Origin of the sequence: Microcoleus sp. S13_B4, from assembly GCF_036700885.1 — a bacterium.
Classification (GTDB): domain Bacteria; phylum Cyanobacteriota; class Cyanobacteriia; order Cyanobacteriales; family Microcoleaceae; genus Microcoleus.
The window spans coordinates 50,703-75,772 of record NZ_JAUBPU010000020.1 but is presented as its reverse complement, the minus strand read 5'-3'; the positions used below and the strand labels follow the sequence as shown (position 1 = coordinate 75,772).

The 25,070-nt window shown below is 47.5% G+C and carries 22 protein-coding genes and 1 pseudogene; 10 read left to right on the top strand and 13 right to left on the bottom strand.

The window, feature by feature from the left end; genetic code table 11:
- Positions 1–65 precede the first annotated feature (65 nt).
- The 3 genes from QT994_RS13725 to QT994_RS13715 all read right to left on the bottom strand — a co-directional run bounded on the left by QT994_RS13725 (position 66) and on the right by QT994_RS13715 (position 2,519).
- Positions 66–1,289, bottom strand: a complete 1,224-nt coding sequence (locus QT994_RS13725; protein ID WP_333045266.1) for a COP23 domain-containing protein — start codon at positions 1,287–1,289, stop codon at positions 66–68.
- A gap of 205 nt (positions 1,290–1,494) precedes the next feature.
- Entirely contained in the window at positions 1,495–1,791 is a 297-nt protein-coding gene (locus QT994_RS13720; protein WP_333175344.1) for a hypothetical protein, read from the bottom strand.
- Positions 1,792–1,952: 161 nt separating this feature from the next.
- A complete protein-coding gene (locus tag QT994_RS13715; RefSeq protein ID WP_333175342.1) occupies positions 1,953–2,519 on the bottom strand; it encodes a COP23 domain-containing protein in 567 nt (188 codons plus the stop codon).
- A gap of 680 nt (positions 2,520–3,199) precedes the next feature.
- Between QT994_RS13715 and QT994_RS13710 the strand changes: the two genes are divergently transcribed.
- On the top strand, positions 3,200–3,805 hold the full coding sequence (locus tag QT994_RS13710) for a hypothetical protein (protein WP_333175340.1): 606 nt from the start codon (positions 3,200–3,202) through the stop codon (positions 3,803–3,805).
- 138 nt (positions 3,806–3,943) lie between these two features.
- Positions 3,944–5,320, top strand: coding sequence for a cytochrome P450 (locus QT994_RS13705; protein ID WP_333175337.1), 1,377 nt, complete (start codon positions 3,944–3,946; stop codon positions 5,318–5,320).
- Between the two features lie 540 nt (positions 5,321–5,860).
- Here the strand turns inward: QT994_RS13705 and QT994_RS13700 are convergent.
- The gene (locus tag QT994_RS13700; RefSeq protein ID WP_006632921.1) at positions 5,861–6,148 is read right to left on the bottom strand and encodes a hypothetical protein; all 288 of its coding nucleotides are present in this window, start codon (positions 6,146–6,148) and stop codon (positions 5,861–5,863) included.
- Positions 6,149–6,642: 494 nt separating this feature from the next.
- On the opposite strand from QT994_RS13700, the gene moaD reads away from it, so the two are divergent.
- The 3 genes from moaD (at position 6,643) to QT994_RS13685 (ending at position 8,990) form a co-directional block, all read left to right on the top strand.
- Positions 6,643–6,903, top strand: coding sequence for a molybdopterin converting factor subunit 1 (gene moaD, locus QT994_RS13695; protein WP_333175334.1), 261 nt, complete (start codon positions 6,643–6,645; stop codon positions 6,901–6,903).
- A gap of 370 nt (positions 6,904–7,273) precedes the next feature.
- Entirely contained in the window at positions 7,274–8,572 is a 1,299-nt protein-coding gene (gene thrC, locus QT994_RS13690; protein WP_333066797.1) for a threonine synthase, read from the top strand.
- 142 nt (positions 8,573–8,714) lie between these two features.
- Complete coding sequence (locus QT994_RS13685; RefSeq protein WP_006632924.1) at positions 8,715–8,990, top strand: MoaD/ThiS family protein; 276 nt, start codon at positions 8,715–8,717, stop codon at positions 8,988–8,990.
- A gap of 185 nt (positions 8,991–9,175) precedes the next feature.
- Here the strand turns inward: QT994_RS13685 and QT994_RS13680 are convergent, their stop codons facing one another.
- The 3 genes from QT994_RS13680 to QT994_RS13670 all read right to left on the bottom strand — a co-directional run bounded on the left by QT994_RS13680 (position 9,176) and on the right by QT994_RS13670 (position 13,383).
- Positions 9,176–11,056, bottom strand: a complete 1,881-nt coding sequence (locus QT994_RS13680; protein ID WP_333175331.1) for a ribonuclease J — start codon at positions 11,054–11,056, stop codon at positions 9,176–9,178.
- 253 nt (positions 11,057–11,309) lie between these two features.
- Positions 11,310–12,233 carry a 4-hydroxy-tetrahydrodipicolinate synthase gene (gene dapA / locus QT994_RS13675; protein ID WP_333175328.1) on the bottom strand — a complete coding sequence of 308 codons (924 nt, stop codon included), beginning with the start codon at positions 12,231–12,233 and terminating at the stop codon, positions 11,310–11,312.
- 106 nt (positions 12,234–12,339) lie between these two features.
- The gene (locus QT994_RS13670) at positions 12,340–13,383 is read right to left on the bottom strand and encodes an aspartate-semialdehyde dehydrogenase (protein ID WP_333175325.1); all 1,044 of its coding nucleotides are present in this window, start codon (positions 13,381–13,383) and stop codon (positions 12,340–12,342) included.
- Positions 13,384–13,946: 563 nt separating this feature from the next.
- Here QT994_RS13670 and tig point away from each other — a divergent pair.
- From tig to clpX, 3 genes are all read left to right on the top strand, one after another.
- Positions 13,947–15,362 (top strand): trigger factor, encoded by a 1,416-nt coding sequence (tig, locus tag QT994_RS13665; protein ID WP_333175322.1) that lies wholly within the window; start codon positions 13,947–13,949, stop codon positions 15,360–15,362.
- Between the two features lie 347 nt (positions 15,363–15,709).
- The gene (gene clpP, locus QT994_RS13660; RefSeq protein WP_333175318.1) at positions 15,710–16,399 is read left to right on the top strand and encodes an ATP-dependent Clp endopeptidase proteolytic subunit ClpP; all 690 of its coding nucleotides are present in this window, start codon (positions 15,710–15,712) and stop codon (positions 16,397–16,399) included.
- Positions 16,400–16,408: 9 nt separating this feature from the next.
- Complete coding sequence (gene clpX / locus QT994_RS13655; protein ID WP_333175315.1) at positions 16,409–17,752, top strand: ATP-dependent protease ATP-binding subunit ClpX; 1,344 nt, start codon at positions 16,409–16,411, stop codon at positions 17,750–17,752.
- A 225-nt stretch (positions 17,753–17,977) separates the two neighbouring features.
- On the opposite strand, the gene QT994_RS13650 is transcribed toward clpX, so the two are convergent.
- Complete coding sequence (locus tag QT994_RS13650; RefSeq protein ID WP_333175313.1) at positions 17,978–20,035, bottom strand: DNA polymerase III subunit gamma/tau; 2,058 nt, start codon at positions 20,033–20,035, stop codon at positions 17,978–17,980.
- A 537-nt stretch (positions 20,036–20,572) separates the two neighbouring features.
- Here QT994_RS13650 and QT994_RS13645 point away from each other — a divergent pair.
- On the top strand, positions 20,573–21,484 hold the full coding sequence (locus QT994_RS13645; protein WP_333045248.1) for a hypothetical protein: 912 nt from the start codon (positions 20,573–20,575) through the stop codon (positions 21,482–21,484).
- 17 nt (positions 21,485–21,501) lie between these two features.
- On the opposite strand, the pseudogene QT994_RS13640 reads toward QT994_RS13645, so the two are convergent.
- The 3 genes and pseudogenes from QT994_RS13640 to QT994_RS13630 all read right to left on the bottom strand — a co-directional run.
- Positions 21,502–21,942: pseudogene (locus QT994_RS13640) on the bottom strand (ATP-binding cassette domain-containing protein); the annotation flags it as partial.
- A complete protein-coding gene (locus tag QT994_RS13635) occupies positions 21,911–22,294 on the bottom strand; it encodes a hypothetical protein (RefSeq protein ID WP_333175310.1) in 384 nt (127 codons plus the stop codon). The gene QT994_RS13635 and the pseudogene QT994_RS13640, both read right to left, overlap by 32 nt.
- Before the next feature lie 71 nt (positions 22,295–22,365).
- Positions 22,366–23,103 carry a phycocyanobilin:ferredoxin oxidoreductase gene (locus tag QT994_RS13630; protein WP_333175306.1) on the bottom strand — a complete coding sequence of 246 codons (738 nt, stop codon included), beginning with the start codon at positions 23,101–23,103 and terminating at the stop codon, positions 22,366–22,368.
- A gap of 128 nt (positions 23,104–23,231) precedes the next feature.
- Here QT994_RS13630 and tatA point away from each other — a divergent pair, with 128 nt between their 5' ends.
- The gene (tatA, locus tag QT994_RS13625) at positions 23,232–23,423 is read left to right on the top strand and encodes a twin-arginine translocase TatA/TatE family subunit (RefSeq protein WP_190660552.1); all 192 of its coding nucleotides are present in this window, start codon (positions 23,232–23,234) and stop codon (positions 23,421–23,423) included.
- Between the two features lie 61 nt (positions 23,424–23,484).
- On the opposite strand, the gene panB is transcribed toward tatA, so the two are convergent.
- Both panB and QT994_RS13615 read right to left on the bottom strand, forming a co-directional pair.
- On the bottom strand, positions 23,485–24,261 hold the full coding sequence (panB, locus tag QT994_RS13620) for a 3-methyl-2-oxobutanoate hydroxymethyltransferase (protein ID WP_333175302.1): 777 nt from the start codon (positions 24,259–24,261) through the stop codon (positions 23,485–23,487).
- A 284-nt stretch (positions 24,262–24,545) separates the two neighbouring features.
- A partial coding sequence (locus tag QT994_RS13615; protein WP_333175300.1) for a tetratricopeptide repeat protein occupies positions 24,546–25,070 on the bottom strand: 525 nt, incomplete at its 5' end.

The following is a 25,070-nucleotide window of genomic DNA, read 5'->3' as shown; positions in this document are numbered from 1 at the left end:
CCCGACTTTTTTAATAAGTCGGGGTTCTGTGTTTACCCATTACTAATCCATCTCAAATCCCAAATCTAAAATTGTTCCAGCCGTTCCCGGACATCGATATAAAGCACAGTACCGCTTTCAGAAAGAGAAGGCACAGCCTTTTGATTCCCCAGCCAAACAAAAAAACTGCTAAGTGCAGGAGTGGGATCTTGATCGCGGCGCAGCGTGTAGATCAAACCTTCGCAAGGCCCATTAACGCGGCTAGTCGTGCAAATCGCTTTCTGGTTATTTACAATACCCACAGTCACATAATTTAGCTGTTTATTGCGGTTATAATTCTCAAGGCGTTGAGTCACTTGTTGGCAGCGAGTTAGAGGATCGTAGCCCGAACTAGAAAAGAAATTAGAATTCCAGCGAATCCAAGGCTCCCTGAACCCTTGCGGATTTTGATACACAGTCACCGGCTCGCCCGTCGAGGTATCGCACACAAATCCTCCATAACCCAGATTCGGTTGGTTTTGACCAGAGTCGCTGCTGATAGAAAGAGTGCTGAGAATATCAAATCCGTTATGGTTATTTTGTGATAGCAATTCCCTAAAAGCATCGATCGGGATTGCCGCGTTCAACCCCGTTTTTATCTCCTCAATCTGACCGTTCCATTGACTCCTAATTGTGCCAACAGTATCCCCCTGGCCGTGAATTCCTACCACCCTGCCATCAGCATCAAATACAGGCCCGCCGCTCATCCCGCGCCTGGTTACAGCTTGGTAGCGAAGACGATACCCAGATGAGGCGTTGCCCAAGCGAGAAGAGATGATACCAGCAGTAAACTCAAGTTTTCGTTCAAATCCCGAAATTGGCAGCGGATAGCCAGAAACGTAAATAGCAGAACCGACAACAGCACGTTCTGACTCGCCCATTGGTGCTACTGGATACTGTTCTCGGCTTTGAAACTGTATCAAAGCCAAGTCTATATCCCTGTCCTTTTTGGGTAGGCGCTGTATTCTAATCGCAGCATAGTCCTTCTCCAAATGAGTGCGAATGCTGTATTTTTGAGCGAGGCTTGCCACCACATGATTAGCTGTCAGAACTGTGTAAATATTACCCTGTTTGGCAATAATTACTCCCGATCCACTAGAAAAAAAACCCAGCGTATTGTTGACTTCCACAGTTGTCAATGTCGCTAGCTGGGCAATTTCTTCGGCTGTTTTGGCACAGGCAGCATATGGTTGGCTGACAACGGCCGTCACTGTTAATGCACCTGTCAAGATGATTGTCAGCGCGTCAAACCGCAAACTCCACACATTCATCGATAACTCCCTAGATGAAACGAGGCGAACTGCAAATATATACTGATCGGAATCCCCCAACTGGATTTAACCATTTTCTCCAATAATTCCGCTGTTGGTTCACTTCGATCTTCAAAAGCATAAACGCCAAAATTTGGATCTCGATACTTGCCCCTACAGTTAATCCCAACCAAGAAACCTTTGGCATTAAAAATCGGGTCGCCTCTCATACCGATTTTAACCTCATTTGTATAGCCCAAGCTATAACCTTGAGGCAAAGATTTGGGTAGCAGCAGCGAAAAGAAGCCCGCGTCACCGCCAAAGCCCCAACCTCAGCACCCGCAGGAAAGCCGACTGCCAACACTGGCTGAGACACCGCTCCGGGTTCAATGGTGAATGGTGCTATTTTATACTCGATCGCGCTACGAAACTGAACGATCGCCAGATCAGTATTGCCCAGCAGCCTCAGAACTCCTAGCAATGGGTGGAGGAGGGCGTCGTCGGTGACAATTCCGCTCGCCACAACGTGCTAGTTAGTCAGCACCCTATAGGTTTGGCCCTGCTGCAGGACGATCGTCCCCGAACCCAAAGATTTCCCCGTCTGGATGCGTACCGCTGTTTGACGCGCCAAGTTTTCCACATCCACCCTTGGAATTGGTGACGGAATGGAAAATTTTTCCCTCTTTAAGGCTGTCCGGACGGCGGGGAAAAAGAGGGCTGTTGCGCCTCATCATCCATGTTTTCCCCTAGCTTTTCGCTGACATCAATGTAAGGAATTTTACTGGTTTCATCAAAAGACGGCATCCCGACATATCCTTGGCGCCAAGCCAACAAATTATACAAAGAGCCGATCGGGTCTTGGCCGGGTCTGAGAGTATAAATCAAATTTTGACACAGCCCATTGACTTGATTCGCCGTGCAGATGACGTTCTGGCCGTTCATCTGGCCCGCAGTAATATACTTGAGCACCCGTTGGCGACGATAGGTTTCGAGGCGTTGACTCACTAATTGACACCGAGTTGCCGGATCATAGCCAGAACCGGAGAAATAATCGGAAGTCCACTCAATCCAAGGCTCTACGGCACCTTTAGGGTTTTTGTACACCGTCACCGGCGCACCGGTCGAGGTGTTACACCAAAATCCATTTTCCCCCGGTCCTCGCCGACCGTAACTCGGTCCAGAAGCAACCGTCAGGCCACTGAGGGCGATCGCTGTTGCCGCCAAAACTTTTGTCAATAATTGCTGTTTCATGATGTGTTCACTCTTTTTTATGGGATTCGGGACAAAAATCACTAAATGCTGCCATAACACCCTTGACGCGCCAGTTCGTTACAGATCCGCTGACTTGGGAATTATGTTTTTCGCGACTTGACCAGAAACCAGGTTTTTTTACGAAAACACTTCGTTGCAGCCCTTATGCCTGGTTAAAAAACCCGGTTTTTTTGCTCTTGATGCGTAAGTTTTGATATTGTTCGCGACTTGCACGTTCCCTCTAACCGCGATTTCGGCGCTGTTAAAAAAGCGCTCCGAAGCCGAGCTTAAAATGCGCGCGCAAGTCGGAATTCTGTCCTCATTACTACTAATCAAACTCAGGCTTTTACCAACGGGAAAGAGGCTTTTCACCTCAGACCTTGGAAGGGATCGAGTTGCAACGGTACATCACACCACTGACAAGGTATTTGATATCACTTACGAGCTGGGTCGCAAGCTTGATCTGCTGAGACAGGTAGACTGCTGGGTCACGTCACTGAGGGGTAAAACCCCTCTTACCTGATCTAACACTAAAATCCACGTATTAACAAGAACTCTTAACTTGTTTTCATCTCCGTACTGCGGGAAATACTTCTAAGTGAGTGTAATCAGGGTCTAAGTGCTTTCTACCACCAAAATTCACCCTCCATACACTGACGTTTAGTAAAGTATTAAAAACTATGAACCGTATCTGCAAACAGTTAGGATATTTAGGCGTTTGGTTAATTTTGATGGGCGGTAGCAGTTGTTCTAGCTCAGATGCCGCTACCTCAACCGAAAACCAGAGCCAACTCTCCCGAAGCGCCCATCAGTTTCAACAGCTACAGCTAACGGGAAATCAAATTGAGGCTCGATCGAGTCAATTAACGCAGCCTTCTAACTTTGTTGCCTCAGTTTTAGGCAGTGCTGCCCTCTCAGAAAATACTGTCACCGTTACGGTTTATAAAGTAGATAATTTGTGTCAAACTCTAAAGCCGGAAACAGTTACAGGCCCAAAGAACCAGTTAATGTCATCGGCGGTTAATGAAGTGTTAAAGCAGCAGATTTTCGATAGTCTTGGTTTGGCTGGTTATCGCCTCAAGATCGATCGCGACCTCGGAATAGCTACCGTGGATCTGCGAGCCTCCGGAAATTCGCGGCAGAAATTGCAAAATCTGTCCAGTTGTCAGATGTTAGGTTTGTTCGGGGGCGTGCGCCAAACTTTAACCAGTTATGCTCCTTGGCAAATCAAAACTGTTCGTTTTACAGAGCTTGGAGAGGATATTTTGAGCACCGTTCGAGAATAAGCTATTAAAATTATTGGAGAAGGGACTTACGCAATTCTCCCCTTAAAAACAAGGGTTGGGAGGGATTGAACCAACCTTCAAACCCTTTGATATTTGTTGATACTGCTAAGTCCTGTGACCCAAACCCCGGTAATTCCTATGACACTACCTAACGGCCCCAAAGCTCCACCCCTGGTGCAGCTAATTCAATGGATCGCCGATCCCCTGACATTCATGGATAAATGTGCCAAACAATACGGCGACATTTTCACAGCTCAAGTGAACAACGGGCAACCATTGGTGATGATCCACCACCCCCAAGCTGTCCAGGAGATGCTCAATAGCAGCGCGTTTCACGCTCCAGGCAGCCTGAATAGTATTCTCAAACCCATGCTGGGAGAACAATCCATGATTATGCTCTCGGGAGAAAGGCACAAACGCGAGCGCCAATTATTGATGCCACCTTTTCACGGGGAACGGATGCGGAATTACGGCCAACTAATTTGCGATATCGCTCAAGATGTTGCCAGCAAGTGGTCGGTCGATCGACCTTTTGTTGCCCGCAGCGCGATGCAGGAAGTCACCATGCGGGTAATCTTGCAAGCTGTCTTCGGCATGGATGACGGGCCGCGGTTACAAGCACTCAGACCACTACTTGCCTCAGTCGTCGATATGACCAACTCTCCCCTGCGATCGAGTATGCTGTTTTTCGGCTGGATGCAGCAAGATTGGGGCTCTTGGAGTCCTTGGGGACGCATGAAACAGCGGCAGCGGACAATTGACGAACTGATGGACGCGGAAATTGAAGAACGCAGACTGCAACCAGACGCCAACCGCACCGACATTCTCAGCTTAATGATGGCCGCGCGCGACGAAAACGGGCAACCAATGACCAATGAAGAATTGCGCGACGAGTTGATGACGCTGCTGTTTGCAGGCCACGAAACCACAGCAACGGCCTTAGCTTGGGCGTTTTACTGGATTCACCACTTGCCCTCGGTGCGCCAGAAGTTGCTGCAAGAATTGGACTGTTTGGGGGAAAATCCCGACCCGATGGAGATTTTCCGCTTACCTTACCTGAGTGCAGTTTGTCAGGAGACGCTGCGTATTTACCCGGTGGGAATGCTGACGTTTGCGCGAGAAACGATCAGACCCGTAGAACTGATGGGACATCAACTCGAAGCGGGCACGGTTGTTGTCGGCTCGATTTATTTGACCCACAGACGGGAGGATTTGTATCCAGAACCGCTGGAATTTAAACCGGAACGGTTTTTGGAGAGACAATTCTCGCCTTATGAGTATTTGCCCTTTGGAGGCGGCAGCCGCCGCTGTATCGGCTTGGCGCTGGCGCAGTTGGAGATGAAACTGGTGCTGGCAACCATTTTGCGGAATTTCGACCTTGTATTGGCCGAGAAAAAGCCGGTACAGGCCAAACGCCGAGGGGTGACTTTAGGGCCGGCCGGCGGCGTGCGGATGACCCTGCTGGGGCGGCGGATGTCGCAGCAGAAGCGTGAACCTGTTGCTACTGGGGTTTAAAGTCGCAGCAGTTGCAGGGGACGATCGAACTTTCTGCTTTGAGTGCCCACCATTTAGGGAGAAGGTGCGATCGTCCGCAAATGCCACCATTTTTTGTAGCACCCGCTACAGATAAACAGCTAGAATCCTTAACCTGTAACCCTCGCCCTCTCTCACTTTTCAAATTTTCAGTCTAAAATGATATGAACCTTGCAAACACAGCCTGAAAGCAAAAGTGGGTGATTGCAATAGTCCTCTTGATATTTCAAAAGCCTGCCTGCCATACTTTAAAAACATATGCATACCCTGTTATTCAGCAAGGTCGGAAGCGTGTTGGCATTGCCAGCAATCTTCCGGCCTCTTTATTTTTTGGGCTACTTGAGGCATTGGGGACAAGATGCAGAAGGCAAAGCAAAAGTACAAATTCTCCCCCTGTCCTCGTCTCCCCCTTTCCCCAATCTAGAGCTTCTGCCTCTAATTCCAATAGAATCCGACAGCAAGTTTAAGGAATCACTAAGGAATAATTAATAACTTGTTAAATTATCTCCTTCTGCCCTTCTCTCAATCTTCGGTTTTCAGAAATTCCGATACCGAGACAGACTTCGGGAGACTCTCCAGATCTTGAATTTCGCTTTCGTGGGCAAAAAACTCGACTTCTTTGTCGTCAATCTGGATCTGATAGCTAGCGGTAGCTGTCACAACCCGTCGCTTTTTTTTATCTTCTATTAAAACCCAACACACGACAGGTCTTACCCATCTCTCAACGTGCTGGCTTTGCTTCGTACTCCCAAAGGCATACCAGCCTTTAGCTTCAATAATTTGAAGCACTTTAAAATCGTTATTTGCCATATATTTCTATCGCGTTAACTTCAGTATTCTTCTTAGATAGAACGGCTAGCTTGCTAAGCAGGGCAAAGGTTTGGCAATCCCAAGCCGCACTAGATAACCTGATTTTTAGTCAGGAGAAGCGGGTTGGCCGGGCCTTGTCTGCGTTGTGGCCTGCTAAATGTATTGCGAGCTTTTTGTACTCTCCCACAATTACCGTAAAGTATCTATGCCGCATCCTCAAAAATTATTATCGCATTAACCTCAACCGCAGCAAACTCGACCTTAGCTAGCGGCATCTAAGTTGATACCAACGGCTTCTAACGCCTGGTTGGTGAGAGCGATCGGCATACAATCTTGTTAAGACTTTTTGCTGCAATCAACTATCATCTTTACCCGATGGGGTAAAACTTAACTAGAGGTTGCCGCTTTCAATTCTAAGCCTCGGCGCGCCTAATTCCTAATTAATTGTATGGTGTAGTTGATAATTGCCAAACCGTCGATCGCACTAAACTACCGTGTCTGACTCTTCGATTACCGTCACCGTTAAACTGTTCGCCGCCTTCGGTGAAGCCTACGGCGTTTCGGAACTTACATTAGAACTTCCTTCCGAAACCCCAGTGTCTCAAGTGCTCGAAAGCTCGATCGCCCAATATCCTCAATTAGAACAATGGCGCGATCGCACCCGCTTCGGCGTCAACATGGAATTCGTCTCCGCCGACACCATCCTCCAAGACGGCGACGAAGTTGTACTCATCCCCCCCGTCAGCGGCGGGTAGGCTAAGTTGCTTAATCAAAAATTCGAGGTTTTGTAGTTGTGTTCGATCACACGACTGCCCAATTCTTAGCCCAAAAAAGATTTATTAAGTTTTGTAACAATTCCGTCGGCAAATCATCCTTGAGTTCGATAGGGCTCGCGTGCGGGCCTGACAATCGGGATTCCCAGCCAGATCCTGAAAACAAGCCAAATCCTTGTGGGGTGGGCGTCTCGCCCGCCCAAATATCAAAGTTAAATACACCACTGTTTAACTGAAAAGTAACTGAAAAATTAATCCCGACTAAAAAAGTCGGGTATAGTTGACGGGCTAAATTGACCGTGCTAATCTTGCACAAGACTAAGAAAACATCGCAAAACTAGAGAGTTGAGCTATGACCCAGGCCACCAGAACACAATCCACAGCAGCAACCTTCACAGCCCTCAAATGTAAAGAATGCGGCGAAGAGTACGAACTCCAAGCCAAGCACGTCTGCGATTGCTGTTTTGGCCCGCTAGAAGTCAAGTACGACTACGACGCCATCCGCCGCACCGTCACTCGCCAAACCATCGAAGCCGGCCCCAACTCGATCTGGCGCTACCGCGCATTTTTACCAGTCGCTACAGATAACGTCATCGATGTCGGCACTGGGATGACTCCTCTATTAAAATCCCACCGCTTGGCGCGCCGCCTCGGTCTAAAAAATCTTTATATTAAAAACGATGCCGTCAATATGCCCACTCTCAGCTTTAAAGACAGAGTGGTGTCAGTTGCCCTCAGCAGAGCGAGAGAATTGGGTTTCACAACGGTATCCTGTGCCAGCACCGGCAATTTAGCTAACTCTACGGCTGCGATCGCCGCCCACGCCGGACTCGACTGCGTAGTCTTCATCCCCTCCGACTTAGAAGCAGGCAAAGTCCTCGGCACTCTTATTTACAATCCAACTGTCATGGCAGTTCACGGCAACTACGACCAAGTTAACCGTCTCTGTTGCGAAGTCGCCAATACACATGGCTGGGGATTTGTCAATATCAACTTGCGTCCCTACTACTCCGAAGGCTCAAAAACCCTCGGTTACGAAGTTGCCGAACAGCTAGGCTGGCAATTGCCCGATCACATCGTCGCTCCCCTCGCCTCCGGCTCCCTGTTCACAAAGATTTACAAAGGCTTTAATGAATTCATCGAAGTCGGTTTAGTGGACGAAAAGAAAGTCCGGTTCAGCGGCGCCCAAGCTGACGGCTGTTCCCCCATCGCCCAAGCATTCCGCGAAGACCGCGATTTCGTCAAACCGGTGAAACCGAATACAATTGCTAAGTCGATCGCGATCGGCAATCCAGCCGACGGTATGTACGCCTTGGAAATCGCCCGCAAAACAGGTGGCAACATTGAATCCGTCAGCGACACCGAAATCATCGAAGGCATGAAACTGCTAGCAGAAACTGAAGGCATATTCACAGAAACGGCAGGCGGCACGACCATCGCAGTCTTGAAGAAACTCGTAGAAGCAGGTAAAATCAATCCCGATGAAACCACCGTCGCTTACATCACCGGCAACGGTTTGAAAACGCAAGAAGCAGTTCAAGGCTACATCGGCGAACCCATCACCCTCGAACCGAAACTAGAAGCCTTCGAGCGCGCCCTAGAACGCGCCCGCACGCTCGAACGCTTAGAATGGCAACAAGTTTCGGTTTAACAGCTATTAGTCAATAGTGGGCAGTCATGAGTCATTAGTCATTAGTTGTTAAGCTGTGGACTGATGACAACTGACTGCTTACTGATGACTAATGACTGAGGACTAATAACTAATAAATGACTACTGACTAAGGACTAAAAAAATGACCGTCAAAGTTTTAATTCCCACTCCCCTGCAAAAATTTACCAACAATCAAGCCACCATCGAATGCGCCGGCGATAACATTTCCGAACTAATTGAATCGCTGGAAACAAATTGTCCCGGCATCAAAAAAAGCCTGTGCGACGAAAAGGGAGAACCCCGCAGATTTCTCAACTTCTACGTCAACAGCGAAGACATCCGCTTTTTGGATGGCTCAAAAACAGCCCTCCAAGATGGCGATGAAGTCAGCATTGTTCCTGCTGTTGCTGGTGGCTGATTAATTTTTAACCGCCGATTGAGGCAGACGAACGCAAATGAACGCAGATAGTTATTTAAATCTATCTGCGTTCATTTGCGTTTTATGAAATCCAATCTAGGTTTGTAGTAGCGCTTGGGTACTCAAGCGCTACTACAAACCTAAAACTTATTTCTTTGTTCGCAGTGGGTCAGAGAATTATCGCACTAGGAAGCTGCCCTTGCTGCCGTCCGGGGACGGCGCCGGCCAGTCACCTGATTGGCAGGAGATGGCAAGGAGGGCGATGCCGATGAGGGCGATGCCGATGAGGGCGATGATAATAGCTTAGGTGCTTCCAGGGAACCTGGAGATACTGCTGCTTTTTCCGATCGCACTGCTTCTTCTGGAATTTGCATCAGGAATACCAGCAGCGGATTGCTTTGAAGTTCCCGGCGCATTACCCGCTGAATTGCTTTTTCTATTTGGGTTTGCACTCCTACCCAGTCAATGTCAACTTGCGAGTCAGCAGTGGCGGGTTTGACAAATTCTGACCAGCGATCGCTCAAAACTGTTTCAATAGTTTGAGTGATTAATCCGATCACCTCCGCGCGATCGGCTGATGTCACTACACCTTTCAAGTGAACTTCTGGTTTGGCAACTAATTTGCCTTCCCAATTCAAAGCCGCCGCTACAGTTACAACGCCATCTCCCGCCAACTGCTGACGTTCCTTGAGGACGCTGGCTTTGACAACGCCCGATCGAGAAGCATCTACCAATTCAATTCCTGAAGGCACTTGACCAGCGACGCGCATTGAATTTTCGGTCAACTCTACGACATCGCCGTTATCAATAACCACCATATTGCTAGCGGGAATGCCCATGCTTTGAGCCGTCTTGGAGTGCTGGATCAGCATCCGGTGTTCTCCGTGCACTGGCAAGAAGAACTTGGGACGAGTCATGTTAATCATTAACTTTTGGTCTTCTTGACAACCGTGACCCGAAACGTGAATACCTTTGTCGCGGCCGTAAACCACGTGTGCTCCCAGCATCATCAGTTTATCGATCGTGTTTACCACTGCGATCGTATTTCCCGGAATCGGATTAGCTGAGAAAATGACTGTATCGCCCTTTCTGATTTTCAGTTCGTGATGTTCGCCGTTAGCAATGCGAGTCATCGCCGCCATCGGTTCGCCTTGGGAACCTGTAGTTAAAATCAGTACCTTGTCTTCAGCCAAATTGCGGATTTCTTTCAGCGGTTTGAAAATACTATCTTCGCATTTGATGTAGCCGAGATTGCGACAGTGAGCGATGACGTTAAGCATCGACCGGCCAACCACTCCGACATACCGATTGTTTTTCTTAGCCAAGTCCAAAACAATTTGCAATCGGTGTACCGACGAAGCAAAAGTCGTCAGCATCACTCGTCCCGGTGCTTGAGCGATAATTCTGTCTAAATTCGGCGCAACAGAACTTTCCGAAGCGGTAAAACCGGGAACTTCCGAGTTAGTAGAATCGCTGATCAAGCACAGCACCCCTCTCTCGCCGTACTCCGCTAGCTTTTGCAAATCAAAATGCTCGCCGTCTACAGGAGTGTGGTCAATTTTAAAGTCTCCGGTGTGGATCACAATCCCCACGGGAGTGTGAATTGCCACCGTAAAACTGTCAGCCATAGAGTGAGTGTTGCGGATGTATTCGACTAAGAAATGCTTGCCAATTCTGACAGTATCCCTGGGTCGAACCGTTCTCAATTCAGTGCGGTGAGACACTCCGGCTTCTTCCAGTTTTCCTGCTAGCAAAGCCATCGCCAAACGGGGACCGTAGATGACCGGAATTTCAAATTGTTTGAGGTGGTAAGGAATTCCCCCGATGTGGTCTTCGTGACCGTGAGTCACGATCATACCTTTAATTTTGTGGCTGTTTTCCCGCAGGTAAGTCATGTCTGGAAGGACAATATTTACCCCGTGCATTCCATCTGTCGGGAACGCTAAACCGGCATCTAAAAGAATGATTTCGTCGCCGTACTCAAACACACAAGTGTTTTTACCGATTTCGTGCAGCCCGCCGAGGGGAATAACTTTTAGAGCAGATGCAGTTGTATTTTTGATCATGCGTATCCTTTGTTAGTTATTTTTGTTATTGGTCTGTGGTCTGTGGTCTGTCGTCTACTGTTCGTTGGTAGGGCGATATTTCTCCAAATATTTATGGAAAAATCCCTGGCGGGTTTTACTATCCCGTACAGTCAGTTGTCTTGGGTCTTCATTCTTCTATCTTCAGTCTTTAATCCTTGACTGTTAGCTACTTACTAACACTTAATTACTAATGACTGATGACTCAGAACTAATGACTGATAACAACCAATATTCAGTTGTCTGAAAACTCGTTCTCGCTCGTCTTGCTAGCTGATACTGCTGCTAGCTGACTCAGTACGTCCTTTAACTTTTGAGTTACCTCAACGGGTGGATCGCACAGGGGCGGACGGGTGGAGCCTACATCCCAGCCTTGAAGTTTGAGAGCTGTCTTGACGAGAATGGGATTTGTGGTGAGAAAAAGAGCTTTAAACAGGTCAAAAAGTTGCAAGTGAATCTGGGTAGCGACTTGAACTTGACCGGCCTCGAAAGCTTTGATCATCTGTTGCAGTTGCTCTCCTACCAGATGGCTGGCTACGCTAACTACACCAGATCCTCCTACCGCCAACATTGGCAAAGTTAGGGAATCATCTCCAGAATAAATGGCAAATTCAGGGGATGTCAAGCACCGAATTTGACTTGCTTGATCCAAGTTGCCACTTGCTTCTTTTACGGCCACAATGTTGGGGATTTCTGCCAATCGAGCCACCGTCTCCGGCAACATATTCTGACCAGTGCGACCGGGGATGTTATATAACATTATAGGCAATTCTGGAGCAGATTGCGCGATCGCCCGAAAATGATTATATAAACCTTCTTGCGGGGGTTTGTTGTAATAAGGAACCACCTGCAAACAGCCGTCTAACCCGAGTTTAGCTGCTTTTTGGGTAGCTGCGACTGCTTCTGAAGTAGAATTAGAGCCTGCTCCTGCGATTACCAACGCCTTACCGGCCACCGCCTTTTGTACCACCTGAAATAATTCGTACTCTTCATCCCAGGTCATAGTGGGAGACTCGCCAGTAGTGCCACACACTACCAAGCTATCTGTACCGCGATCGGCTAAATGAACTGCCAATTGTTCTGCTACCGCATAGTTAACGCTGCCGTCTTCCTTAAACGGCGTAATCATTGCAGTCAGAACCCGTCCAAACTTTACCACACTTTCTCCGATTTTAGACTGTTGATGTTTGATTTTAAATTTTTGATTTCAGATGAAAGGTTTATCTAAAATCCCCAATTTCAATTTCCAAATTGCCAGGGTTTCCCTAATTAGAAGCCGCCGCCACTTGGGTTCGCAACAAATTTTTTTCTACCAGCAACTCAGCTATCTGCACCGCATTTAAAGCCGCCCCTTTGCGAATTTGATCGCCCGACAGCCACATCTCCAACCCGCAGGGGTGAGAAATATCTTGGCGAATCCTGCCAACTAACACGTCATCCTTACCGCTGGCTTCTGCGGGCATCGGGAAATAATTAGCTTGCCAGTCTTCTACCAGCTTAACCCCGCTTGCCTGCTTTAAGATTTCCCTGGCCTCGATCGCGCTAAAAGGCTCTGCAAACTCTAGATTAATCGCTTCCGAATGAGCCCGTAGTACGGGAACCCGCACACAAGTGGCCGTAATTTTAATCTCGTCCGTACCAAATATCTTCCGAGTTTCGTTTACCATTTTCATCTCTTCTTCACAATACCCCAAATCGTTAATCGGCGTGTTGTGCGGAAACAAATTAAATGCTAAGGGGTAGGGAAATATATCGGTTTTGGGCGTTTCCCCCTGCAAAATTGCTCTTGCTTGAGCTTTCATTTCCTCCATTGCCCTCGCCCCCGCCCCGCTGGCAGACTGGTAAGTCGCTACAACGATGCGCTGTATCGGCCTAACTTTGTGAAGTGGCCAAACGGCAACTGCCATCAAAATAGTCGTGCAGTTGGGATTAGCAATTATACCTCGGTGAGCTGCAGCCGCTTGGGGATTGACTTCTGGAACCACTAGCGGTACGTTCGCATCCATGCGGAAAGCGCTAGAATTGTCAATTACCACTGCTCCGGCTGCCACCGCTTGCGGAGCCCATAACTTAGAAGTAGAGCCGCCGGCAGAGGCGAGCACCAGATCTACATTATCAAAAGATCGCGCCGACACCGCTTCGACCGGCAGCATCTCACCGCCAAAAGGCAAAGTTGTGCCTGCTGAACGTTCCGAAGCCAGCAGCTTCAAGTTAGAAATCGGAAAACTCCGGCTGTGCAATAGTTCTAGCAACTCGGCACCGACTGCACCGGTAGCTCCTAAAATGGCAACTCGATAGGATTGAGACAAATTAGTTTCCTCCACAAATTAAAGTCTAAACGATCGAAATCAAAAATTTAAATAACTGCAATTCTCAATATCAAACTTAATTAATGTTATGCGACATCAGGAGCATGAGAGGATAGCAATGGTGCAGTTAAGCGAAAAGGGCGATCGAACTTCCCGATCAATCCGTGCGATCGTACCCAGTGCCAGTTTAGCATCTTTTGCCAATCGCCCACGCCCAATCCGCATCCGGTTAAGTTTTGCGATATATCTGCATTTTCGCAGGCGCATCCATTGACTTTGACTGGCCGCAGAGGCCGGCAAGATTGACATCACGGGGCGATATGTGCTATGGTGCATCGGCAATTAGTGGACTTAACCTCCACATTCCTAGCAGCAAAAGCTAGTATCCTCAAACCAAAACTATTTGGCAAGAGCCAAAAAAGTAGCCGGCAATGACTTACAGTCTCATCCGGTAAAGGTCTTGTAGTTGTGCCGTTACGAGTCAAAGCGTACAAAATTAAAATGCAGGCAAAGTCAGATTTGTATGTATTTTATTACACTATTGTTAAATATCAAAAAAGCCGATGAAAGTAACCCAGGAAAAACTTCCAGCTAGCCAAATTGGTCTGGAAATCGAAGTACCGTCAGAAAAGTCAAAACAAGCTTACGAGCAAGTAATTAAACAATTTGCTCGCGAGGTTAATATTCCTGGGTTCCGCAAAGGCAAAGTTCCCCGTCAAGTTTTGCTACAGCGCCTAGGCCAGACTCGTTTGAAGGCGACGGCTTTGGAAAATTTGATTAACGATTCCCTGCAAAAAGCCCTCGAACAAGAAAAAATTGCCGCAATTGGTAGTTTTGAACTTCGCACCGAGTTTGAAGAATTACTAGCTAAGTTCGATCCAGAACAGCCTCTGATTTTTTCGGCGAAGGTTGATGTACAACCAGAAGTGAAAATGGGTCAGTACACAGGTTTGCAGCTTCAAGCAGAAGAAGCTAAGTATGATGAGGCTCAGGTAGATGAGGTACTGGCAAAATATCGATCGGACAAAGCTACTTTAATCCCCGTAGAAGGCAGGCCGGCTCAGTTGGGAGACACGGCTTTGGTTGATTTCTCCGGTAGATTTGCGGAAGCACCCGAAGGCGAAACTCCCGCAGAAATTCCCGGCGGTCAAGCAGAAGACTTCCAAGTAGAATTATCCGAAAATCAGTTTGTACCGGGCTTTATCCAAGGCATGATCGGGATGAATCCAGGAGAAACTAGAGAAGTTTCCGTGCAGTTCCCCGATGAGTATAGCAGTGAAGAACTAGCAGGAAAACCGGCAGTCTTTACGATTACTCTCAAAGAACTTAAGGAAAAAGAATTGCCGGAGTTGGACGACGACTTTGCCCAAGAAGTCAGTGAGTTTGAAACTTTAGCAGAACTGCGCGAATCGCTCGAAACTCGGTTTAAAGCAGACCAAGAAAACAAGACATCAGCTAATAAGGAAAAAGCTATATCAGCAGCCCTCGCGCAGCTAATAGAAGTAGAAATTCCCGAAACAATGGTCGATCGCGAAATCGATTATTTGCTGAATCAACAAGCCCTCCAATTGAAAAATTACGGCATAGATATCAACCAACTCTTTACCGAAGAAAATATGGGCCCGATGCGCGAACGCTCGCGCCCGGAAGCAGTCGAGCGCCTCAAGCAGAATTTAGCTCTGGCAGAAGTAGCCAAGCTGGAATCCTTATCTGTTGAACCAGCAGAAGTAGCAGCAGAAGTAGCAAAAATCAGAAAGCAGTTTCCTAAAGGAGATTTTGACCCCCAAAGGTTGCAGGAATTTGTAGCAGAAGACTTGCTCAAACAAAAAACCTTGAAATGGTTGGAAGAAAAAGGGACAATCGAACTCCTACCTGAAGGCTCTCTGACTCCTGCAGCAGAAGAATCAGAAGAATCGGACGCTGAAGATTCAGCAGAAGCAGCCACGAGCGTTGAAGTGGAAGTCGTAGGCGAAGAATAGAACTTAATGTGTTCAAATGCCCTAATTGGGGGCATGAAATCAACCGTGATTTTAACGGCGCACCTGATCCTTAACTACAAGCTCTGGGTGCGCCTGATCCTTACTAAAAGCTCGGGGTGTCCACTAGAAGCAGCGATGATTTACAAGTGAGTATTTTAACTCATTCACCCCGCGAGCCTTGCGAGTCACTCCAGCGTTGCGCCCAGCGCAGAAAGCAATTTCAGAACTCAAAACTCCGCATTCCCCCGATATCCGTTCAGAAGAGGCATAATAGTTAAAAGCTGGCGGCTTAATTTAAAGCTTTCATCAGCAGCAGCAAATTGTCTAGAATCCTTGACTGGTGTCTTATGGTTGTATCTCAATCTTCCAATTACCTAATTACAAGCTATAACGATTTTGATGTCAGTTCCAGCCCCAGCAATGTAGTGCCAATGGTACTAGAACAGTCGGGGATGGGCGAGCGGGCCTTTGACATTTACTCGCGCTTGCTGCGGGAGCGAATTGTGTTTTTAGGAACTCCCGTAACCGACGAAGTTGCTGACTCGATAGTGGCTCAGCTATTGTATCTAGATGCCGAAGACCCAGAAAAAGATGTCCAAATGTACATTAATTCCCCCGGCGGCTCGGTGACGGCCGGCATGGCAATTTATGACACAATGCAGCAAATCCGCCCGGATGTGGTAACGATTTGTTACGGTTTGGCAGCGAGTATGGGCGCATTTCTGCTGACAGCAGGAGCCCACGGTAAGCGGATGTCTCTTCCGAGTTCCCGGATTATGATTCACCAGCCACTCGGAGGCGCTCAAGGTCAAGCAGTTGATATTGAGATTCAAGCCAAGGAAATCCTTTATCATAAGCGTAAGCTGAATCAACTGCTAGCGCACCACACAGGTCAACCACTCGACAAATTAGAGGCTGATACAGAGCGCGACTTTTTTATGTCAGCCGAGGAAGCCAAAAATTACGGTTTGGTCGATCGAGTTATCGAAAAGGAAAACCTTCCGACGGCGGGAGAGAATGTCACTGCACTGAATTAAGAGGCTGTTATGTCTAAGTACGACTCCCATCTAAAATGTTCGTTTTGTGGCAAGTCTCAAGAGCAAGTACGCAAGTTGATCGCAGGGCCCGGGGTGTATATCTGCGACGAATGCGTGGACTTGTGCAATGAAATTTTAGATGAGGAGTTGTTTGATTCGAGTGCAGTACCCGCAGCGGCGGTGCCTCCGAAGCAGGAAACGACCCAAAAGCGTCGCACTACTTCGGGCAAAAGTATGTCGATGAGCCAAATTCCGAAACCGAGGGAAATTAAAAATTACCTCGACGAAAATGCGATCGGGCAAGATGAGGCGAAAAAGGTGCTCTCGGTGGCAGTATACAACCACTACAAACGCCTTAGCTTTATCCATGCAAAAAATAGCGGCAAGCACCCGCCGGAAGAAGTAGAACTGCAAAAATCGAATATTTTGTTAATTGGGCCGACGGGTTGCGGCAAAACTCTGCTGGCTCAGACTTTGGCGGATATGCTAGACGTGCCGTTTGCGGTGGCTGACGCGACGACGCTGACGGAAGCGGGGTATGTCGGGGAAGATGTGGAAAATATTTTGCTGCGGCTGCTGCAAGTGGCAGATATGGACGTGGAAGAGGCGCAGCGCGGAATTATTTATATTGATGAAATTGACAAAATAGCCCGCAAGAGCGAAAACCCTTCGATTACGCGGGATGTGTCTGGGGAAGGCGTGCAGCAGGCGCTGCTGAAAATGCTGGAGGGGACGATCGCCAATGTACCTCCCCAAGGCGGCCGCAAGCATCCCTATCAAGACTGCATCCAAATTGATACCAGCAATATCATGTTTATTTGCGGCGGCGCTTTTGTCGGTCTAGAGAAAGTGATAGAGCAGAGAACGGGTAAAAAGTCAATGGGTTTTATTCAGCCCGGAGAAGCTCAGCCGAAGGAAAAGCGGGCTGCTGATGTACTCAAGCAACTGGAACCCGATGATTTGGTGAAGTTTGGGATGATTCCTGAGTTTATTGGGCGGGTGCCGGTGGCGGCGGTGTTGGAACCGCTGGATGAGGAAACGCTGATGGCGATTTTGACTGAGCCGCGCAATGCTTTGGTTAAGCAGTATCAAAAGCTGCTGAAGATGGATAATGTGCAGTTGGACTTTAAGCCGGATGCGATTCGGGCGATCGCCCAGGAAGCATACCGTCGCAAAACTGGAGCGCGCGCGCTGCGGGGAATTGTCGAAGAATTGATGTTGGATGTGATGTACGAGTTGCCGTCGCGCAAGGATGTTGCCCGGTGTACGATTACTAAGGAAATGGTCGAGAAGCGATCGACCGCCGAGTTGTTGGTACTTCCGTCTTCCCTACCCAAGCCAGAGTCAGCTTAAAAGTAGATATTCACAATCACTAGGTGACTCTAATTCAACCTAAAACTTTTAGGGTATTAAGAAACCTGAAAGGGGGGCCACTCTTAGCAGCGCCCCTACTATAAAAACCGGGTTTCTCGGTTTTTTTTAGTGATCTATAGCGGTTCTCAGGAAAGTAAGGTACTCTTCCAATGCCCAATGCCCTGTTTGGCCAAGAACACCTCATGTTACTGAGAAAGGCTATACTTACCAATCTATAAAATCATCCTCACCTAACTCAGAAGATAACTCGGAAAAATCCGGTTGAGATTCCAATCTAAAAGTTTCCGACTCCCAAATCTGCAAGTCATCCGACAAATCGACTACTTCCCCGTCAAACATATCAGCCAATTGCCTAGCGGTATTCGCGACATATTGAGCGTCATCACGCACCGCTATAGCCTGAGCGTTAAAGTCATTTTGAGAGTCTGTAGAACCGTTTTTCGGCGATCGCGATTCGGAAATGGCCGGCACATTAACGGCGGTATTTTCAGCCGCTAGCGGGTGTTTTTGTTCTTCTCTACCCTTGCCCAAAAAATCATCTGTAATCTCCGAAGCCGCCGAGTTCTGCACCTGTTGGCCCGCATCATCCGCAGGATGAGAATTCCTGGGATTTTCGCCAACACGTCCGTTAGAAGTAGGCACATCCTTGGCGCGAGAACTATTACTTTCAGCGGGATTTGTCAAGCCCACTTTTACTGTTACTCGACGGTTAAAAATTTGCAAAAAAGCTTCTTCAATATTAGCTACTTTGTCTTTAACCATATTCAGCAACGGCTGCGAACTAATCTTAACATGAGCTGTATTATTGCTAAAAATTACTAGCTGTCCATGTTGGCGAAGCAGCGATTGAGTTCCATGCGGTCGCACCCGCTCAAGTACCTGTTCCCACACTCGATTTAAATCGATTTCATCGGCTGAATTAGTCGGTGAATAATTTGTTGGATTCGTTTCAGCAGTTGGTACAGGTGCAGGAATCGCAGCAGGAGGTGTGCTTTCTATTCGATTAGCTACAGGCTGCGAAGTCGGTGGAGGATTTTGCGAATTGGCAGCGGGAGGCGCTTCGATATTAGATGTCTGGCTCCCCCCCTTAGCAAGGGGGGGTTGGGGGGGGTGAATTTGTGATGGAGCAATATTTTTAGCTGGTTCGGCTGTTGCTTGTGGCTGAGTTTTAATTGCTGAGGGCAGCAATCCCAACAGCGTTACTTCCAGCCACAAACGCGGCTGAGTAGTGTTTTTAATTTGCACTTCGTGGGTTTGCAAATGTTTCTGACCTGCTAAAATTAACTCGGCCTCCCAAGTGCGGGCAAAATCCCCCAGTTTTTCCCAAGTTGCAGATGTTAAAGCTACTAAATCTGACCGTTTCGGGGCAGCTTTGGCTATTAGCAAATCTCGGTAAAAGCTCGCGAGACTTTGCAGCACGATTAGCGGTTCTCGACCGCGATCCATGAGGTGGCGGGTCATGTCTATTAGTGCTGTAGCGTTATCTGTATCAATAGCTTGCAGCAACTCCATTAAGTCATTTTCGGGGACTGCCCCGACTAAATCCCAAACTTTTTCGACTGTTACTTCACCCGGGAATAAGCTTAGTTGGTCGAGCAAACTTTCGGCATCTCGCAGACCACCTTGGGCGATTTGAGCGACCATTTGTACTGCATCGCTGGCAATATTGATATTTTCTAATTGAGCAATTTTGTGCAAATGAGCAATCATTGCATCGAGGGGGATGCGGCGGAAGTCGAACTTTTGGCAACGAGAAATAATAGTTGGTAATACTCTTTGTGGGTCGGTTGTTGCGAGAACGAATACAACGCGATCGGGCGGTTCTTCTAATGTTTTTAATAAGGCATTAAATGCCTGGGTACTGAGCATATGAACTTCGTCGATTACATATACTTTATAGCGACACTGTACGGGAGCAAATTGAGCTCGTTCGATCAAATCCCGAATGTTATCTACTCCGGTGTTGCTGGCGGCGTCGATTTCTATGACATCTAGGGTAGAACCTCGGGCAATTTCTTGGCAAACGTTGCATTTGCCACAGGGTGTGGGGGTGGGGGCAACCGTAGAAATACAGTTGAGAGATTTGGCGAAAATTCTGGCGCTGGAGGTTTTACCGGTGCCTCTGGGGCCGGTGAATAGATATGCTGGTGCTATGCGCTCTTGTAGGATGGCGCTGGTGAGGGTTTGGGCGATCGCCTCTTGACCGACTAATTCGGCAAATGTCTGAGGGCGATATTTGTGGTGCAGGGGTTCGTAGGTCACGATCGAATATTGGTGGTATTAGCTGTAATCTTAGCTAAGGAGACGTTGTTCGATCGCAAAGAGAGCTCGACTCTCAGAGCAAGCCACCCGGTGGGCTTGCAGGGCGGGAGTTAGCAAACAGTAGGAATTACCACTCTCCCAACGTCCGCCCCTCGATCGTCCGGGCGCTCGGCTGTTCTCCTTGATTTTTTCCGCTGCTGGCTCCCAGAGTTACTATTAATTTATGTGTATTTCTTTTTATTTTGCTAGAAACGGAGACCGCCGAACCAACATTTTTTAGCTATATTGGTATAATCTATTACAGACAATTCACCATTTCTATTGGCCAGTTCCAGCGCGCGATTTTCCGATATTTCGGAAACCTGCTTGCAGTTAAAGATAAAGTATTAATTAGAGGGTGCGTGTTCCAGTTGCAGAAATCCAGTTGTACCAAGATGATGGTGGAATGATGTCAATGTTGGTTGATCCAGTTGCACTACCAGCTCTACTCTGGAGTCCTGTATAAATATAGCGTCAAATTTTACCCTTTAAAAGCCCATGTCAACCCAAATAATCCTTGTAGAACCAAGGTTGGCAGTAGCCTCTCCCAAACCTAAAAAGGCTAAACCCGGAGATCCGTCCTCAGACCAACTCTTAATAGGAGGGGCGGGATTACTGTTGTTATTGCTTATCGGTTTAGCGGTGTTTACCAAGCTAAAACTCGACGATTTGAATAAAAAGCTCAAATTTGAGGAGTTTAGAAATCGAGAACTCCAGAAAAAATACAAAATGGCTCTGGAAACCATGTCAAAGATGGAAAAGAATCCCGACCTTATCCACTCGCGAGACTTTAATTTAGACTACCTGAGAATGCGGATGGCGGAAGAAGTATTTCACTTTGCCATTGTGAACCAGATCAAGGTAAAAGTTAAAGAAAAAATTAGTATTGCTCTGCGTCCGACTCAGGGGGCAGTGGGAGATAAAAACGGGAATGCCGGCAGCGGCAGGCAAGTAGATTCGATGTTTGATATCGAATACGAAACTGGCGATCCCGCAGTAAAAATAGAAAAACGAGTGCTGTTTCGGATTCAAATTAAGCTGATGAAACTGCCGACTCAGGCAACATCAGCGACAATTAATCAAATTATTGACTGTTTGGAAACTTATCTGAGTCCTTCAGACGACCACGACAGTTGGCAGCCGACAATTCAAGGTCGCATCGTTCATATTGAGTGGGATCAAAAAGCCAAGCCGACGCCGATGTTGGTGCTGGAACAGTCGAATGAAGGGGTGAATGTTACCTTTAGGACTACGAGAACGCCTGCCGGCAGACCTGCAAATGTCAATGATAGCCAATTGGTAGGATCTAAGGGCCAAAAAAGTAGCAAAAGTAGTTCTAAAACTCCAGCCAAAGGTGGGACAAAAAGTCCTGCTAAGGTAGGAGGAAAGCGTCCCGTTTCTCGAAAATAAGTGTAGGTGGATTAATATTATTTTCCCGAAATAACGCCAGTTGCCACCGTTGTTGATGTGTCTTGTGCGAGGTAGCCGTCTTCCATGTGAATAATGCGATCGGCTATGTCTAAAATGCGGTTGTCGTGGGTTGCCAGCAAAATAGTGCAGTGCTGTTCTTTTGCCAAACCTCGCATAATTTCTACCACCTCTCGACCTGATTTACTGTCTAGTGCTGCTGTGGGTTCGTCTGCTAATACTAATTTCGGCTGGCTGACTAATGCCCGGGCGATCGCAACTCTTTGTTTCTGTCCGCCCGAAAGACTGTCGGGGTAATAATCTATTCTTTCTCCCAAGCCTACAGCTTCCAGCATTTCCTCTATTTTATCATTAGTTTCTTGGGGAGAAAGATGACTGTGCAGTTCTAAAGACATTTGCACATTTTGCCTAGCACTCAAGCATTTGAGCAAATTGTGAGCGAGGATTGCTTGGAGCCGATCGCGTATCGAGAACTGCTATGATCGGTCCTTGAATAACTCGATCGCCCTCTTCCACCTGCAACAGTTCAATTCTTGCTCCCTCCGACGCAGAAAGGGCCGACAATTTGATAACTTCCCCCTGCGGAGTCAACCTATTCAAAGCTGTAACGCTGCTGCGGGTGGAGGCGGGAGTTGCAGCCGCCGCCTTTAACTCTTCGGCTTTTCTAAGTTGAGATACTTGCCAAAAACCGACTCCTGTGGTCAAGACATTGGCGCCGATCGCTAAACGGATGATTCCTCGTCCTGGGGGTTTTAAAAATGATTTATCCTTAACCCGTGATTCCTTTCCCATGACTTATAAAGTAGGTGATTTCCTGATTAAGTTTTTTCCACCTACTCTGAAGTAGTGTAAAGTGATTTCCGCTATTTAGGAATATCAAAAAGTACCTCGGTCATGTAATGTTCGGCCCAATCTTTACCGAAAGCTTTTTCGAGTATGCGACGGGTTTTGTCGTTTTGCTGCTGCTGGGTGCAGTAGTAAATTTGAGCGTCTAGAATTGTCGATTCTTCGGCGGCAGAGACTGGTTGGGAAGCGACAGCCTGTTTGCAGTGAATTTCAACGTAGGATTCAACAATATCCAAAAACCGACTGTTTTCTTCGATCGACTCTGGCCGCACAAACAGACAAAATTCTGAGAAAATATCCCCCCATTCGGGAATTTGGCGGGGACAAGAAAATTGATCGATCGGCAATATTGCCAGTTGGGTTCGGTAGGTTTCCGACAAAGTTCGATCGGGATTGAGGGGAGAAAGGTCTGCGATCGCGGCGCTAACTTGACCTTTGCCTGCTACGATATCCGTACCGAACATGGGCAAAGCGTAATTCGGTCTGGGAAACATCACGCAGTGCAGGATATCCAGCATTGGCCCGACTTTAGCGAGTTCGAGGTGGATTTTGCGGAACTGGGGCGTTTGATAGCAGCGGTTTTCAATGATCAGTTTTTCTCCTTCCAAGCGGCCTTCTACGTATCCCAACTCAGCGGGCAGGTGGTACGGTTCGAGGTCGAGATAGCGGTGCCATACTGCTTCCATCCGATCGGCTAAATCTCGGATGAGATGGTGCTGTTGGTCGCGCAGAGAAGGCTGGGATATTTCTAACATTCGTATTTATCGGGGGATAGCTTAATAAAACTTGATTCTACTGTTGCAAGATGCAGGAAAAAAGGTAGATACTTTAACAATATCAGTAGATTGACTTACGATCGAGCAAGTTTTACAGGAGATTTTGTATGTTTGGTCTGGGATTGCCCGAAATGGGCATTGTTGCGGTGGTGGCTATACTAATTTTCGGCCCCAAGAAGATTCCTGAGTTGGGAAATGCTTTGGGCAAAACGCTGCGGAGTTTTAAGGATGGCATCGGTCAATCTGAGGATGAAGCTGTTGAGAAGGATAAAGAGGAAGAGGGCCAGCCGAAAGTGTAAATTAGGTTTGTAGTGAGGATTTTAGTCCTCATTTTTAAGGACTCAACTCCTCACTACGAAACTATTGGGGAAATTTGCCTTCTCTAACTTCAAGGGAATAATCTTTCACAGCTTGGGTAATTGTTTCTCGCAAATTGGCGTAAGCTTTCGCAAAAGGCGGCTGTTTTTCGGAAAGTCCCAACAAATCGGAAGTAACTAAAACTTGACCGTCGCAGTGCGGCCCGGCCCCGATACCAATGGTGGGAATAGTTAATTTTTGGGTAATTTGAGCGGCTAAGTCTGCGGGAATGTGTTCTAGCACGATCGCAAACGCACCGGCTTCTTGAAGGGCGATCGACTCTGCAATGATGCGATCGGCTGCTTGGGCCGTTTTTCCTTGTTTTTTGTAGCCGAGTTGGTGTACCGACTGCGGAGTTAAACCGACGTGTCCCATCACTGGAATTCCGGCGGATGTTAGCTGCGAAACTGTGGCGGCCATTGCTGGATATCCACCTTCCAATTTTACAGCTTGAGCGCCGGTTTCTTTCAAAGCTCTCCCTGCCGAGTGCATGGCTTGCTGGGGACTTTCTTGGTAAGTCAAAAACGGTAAATCGACCACAATTAATCCTTGTTTAACACCGCGACGCACTGCTTTAGCGTGGTGCAGCATTTCATCGAGGGTTATGGGTAGGGTTGTGTCGTAGCCTAAGACGGTCATGGCGAGGGAATCGCCGACTAGGATGATATCTACGCCTGCTTGATCGATGACTTGGGCGATCGCATAATCATAAGCTGTCAGGGCAACAATTGACCGCCCTTGTTGTTTCCACTGAATTAATTGATGAGTAGTGACTGACATTTTAGTGCAAAAATATAATATTATTTCCGGCTATTACTTATAATATCAAATATAACAAATTATATACAATCCATATTGTAGGCTGGGTGAGGCGGGGCGATTAAGAATTGTCACAAATTGAGCAACTTGATTCAGCGCCTCACGCACCAGCAAAAACTCAATGCACGCCTGCAATGATGCGCCTCAGCACTATGTATAAGCTGCGAGTTGTCAACTAAATAATCTCTATTTAGGCTGTATATTGTACATTTTAACAATATTTGTAACTGAGAGGGAATTTTTATTTATTCCTGAAGTTCTGCTAATAACTGTTCCCCGAAAGGATGTTTTGGCAATTGCTCAAATGTCAAATGTCCTTTACTGATTCCTTCCCGCCACAGCCCCACATAATTTTTCCACACAATCTGAATGTCTGGGTGGTTTTCGGGCAATTTGCTGCGAAGAATTTCCACAGCTTGCAAACACAGCGGTTCTGCTTCCGAGTACCTGCCTTGGGAATAATAAAGTAAAGCTAAATTGTTGAAACCAGTGGCTAAACTGGGATGGTCTTCTGGGAGCGATCGCCTGTTTATTTCCACAGCTTGCAAATACAGCGGTTCCGCTTCCGAGTACCTTCCTTGGGATTTATAAACTCCGGCTAAATTGTTGAGGTGAGTAGCTAAACTGGGATGGTCTTGAGGAAGCGATCGCCTACCTATTTCCACAGCTTGCAAATACAGCGGTTCCGCTTCCGAGTACCTTCCTTGGGATTGATAAAGTAGGGCGAAATTGTTGAGGTGAATAGCTAAATCGGGATGGTCTTGAGGAAG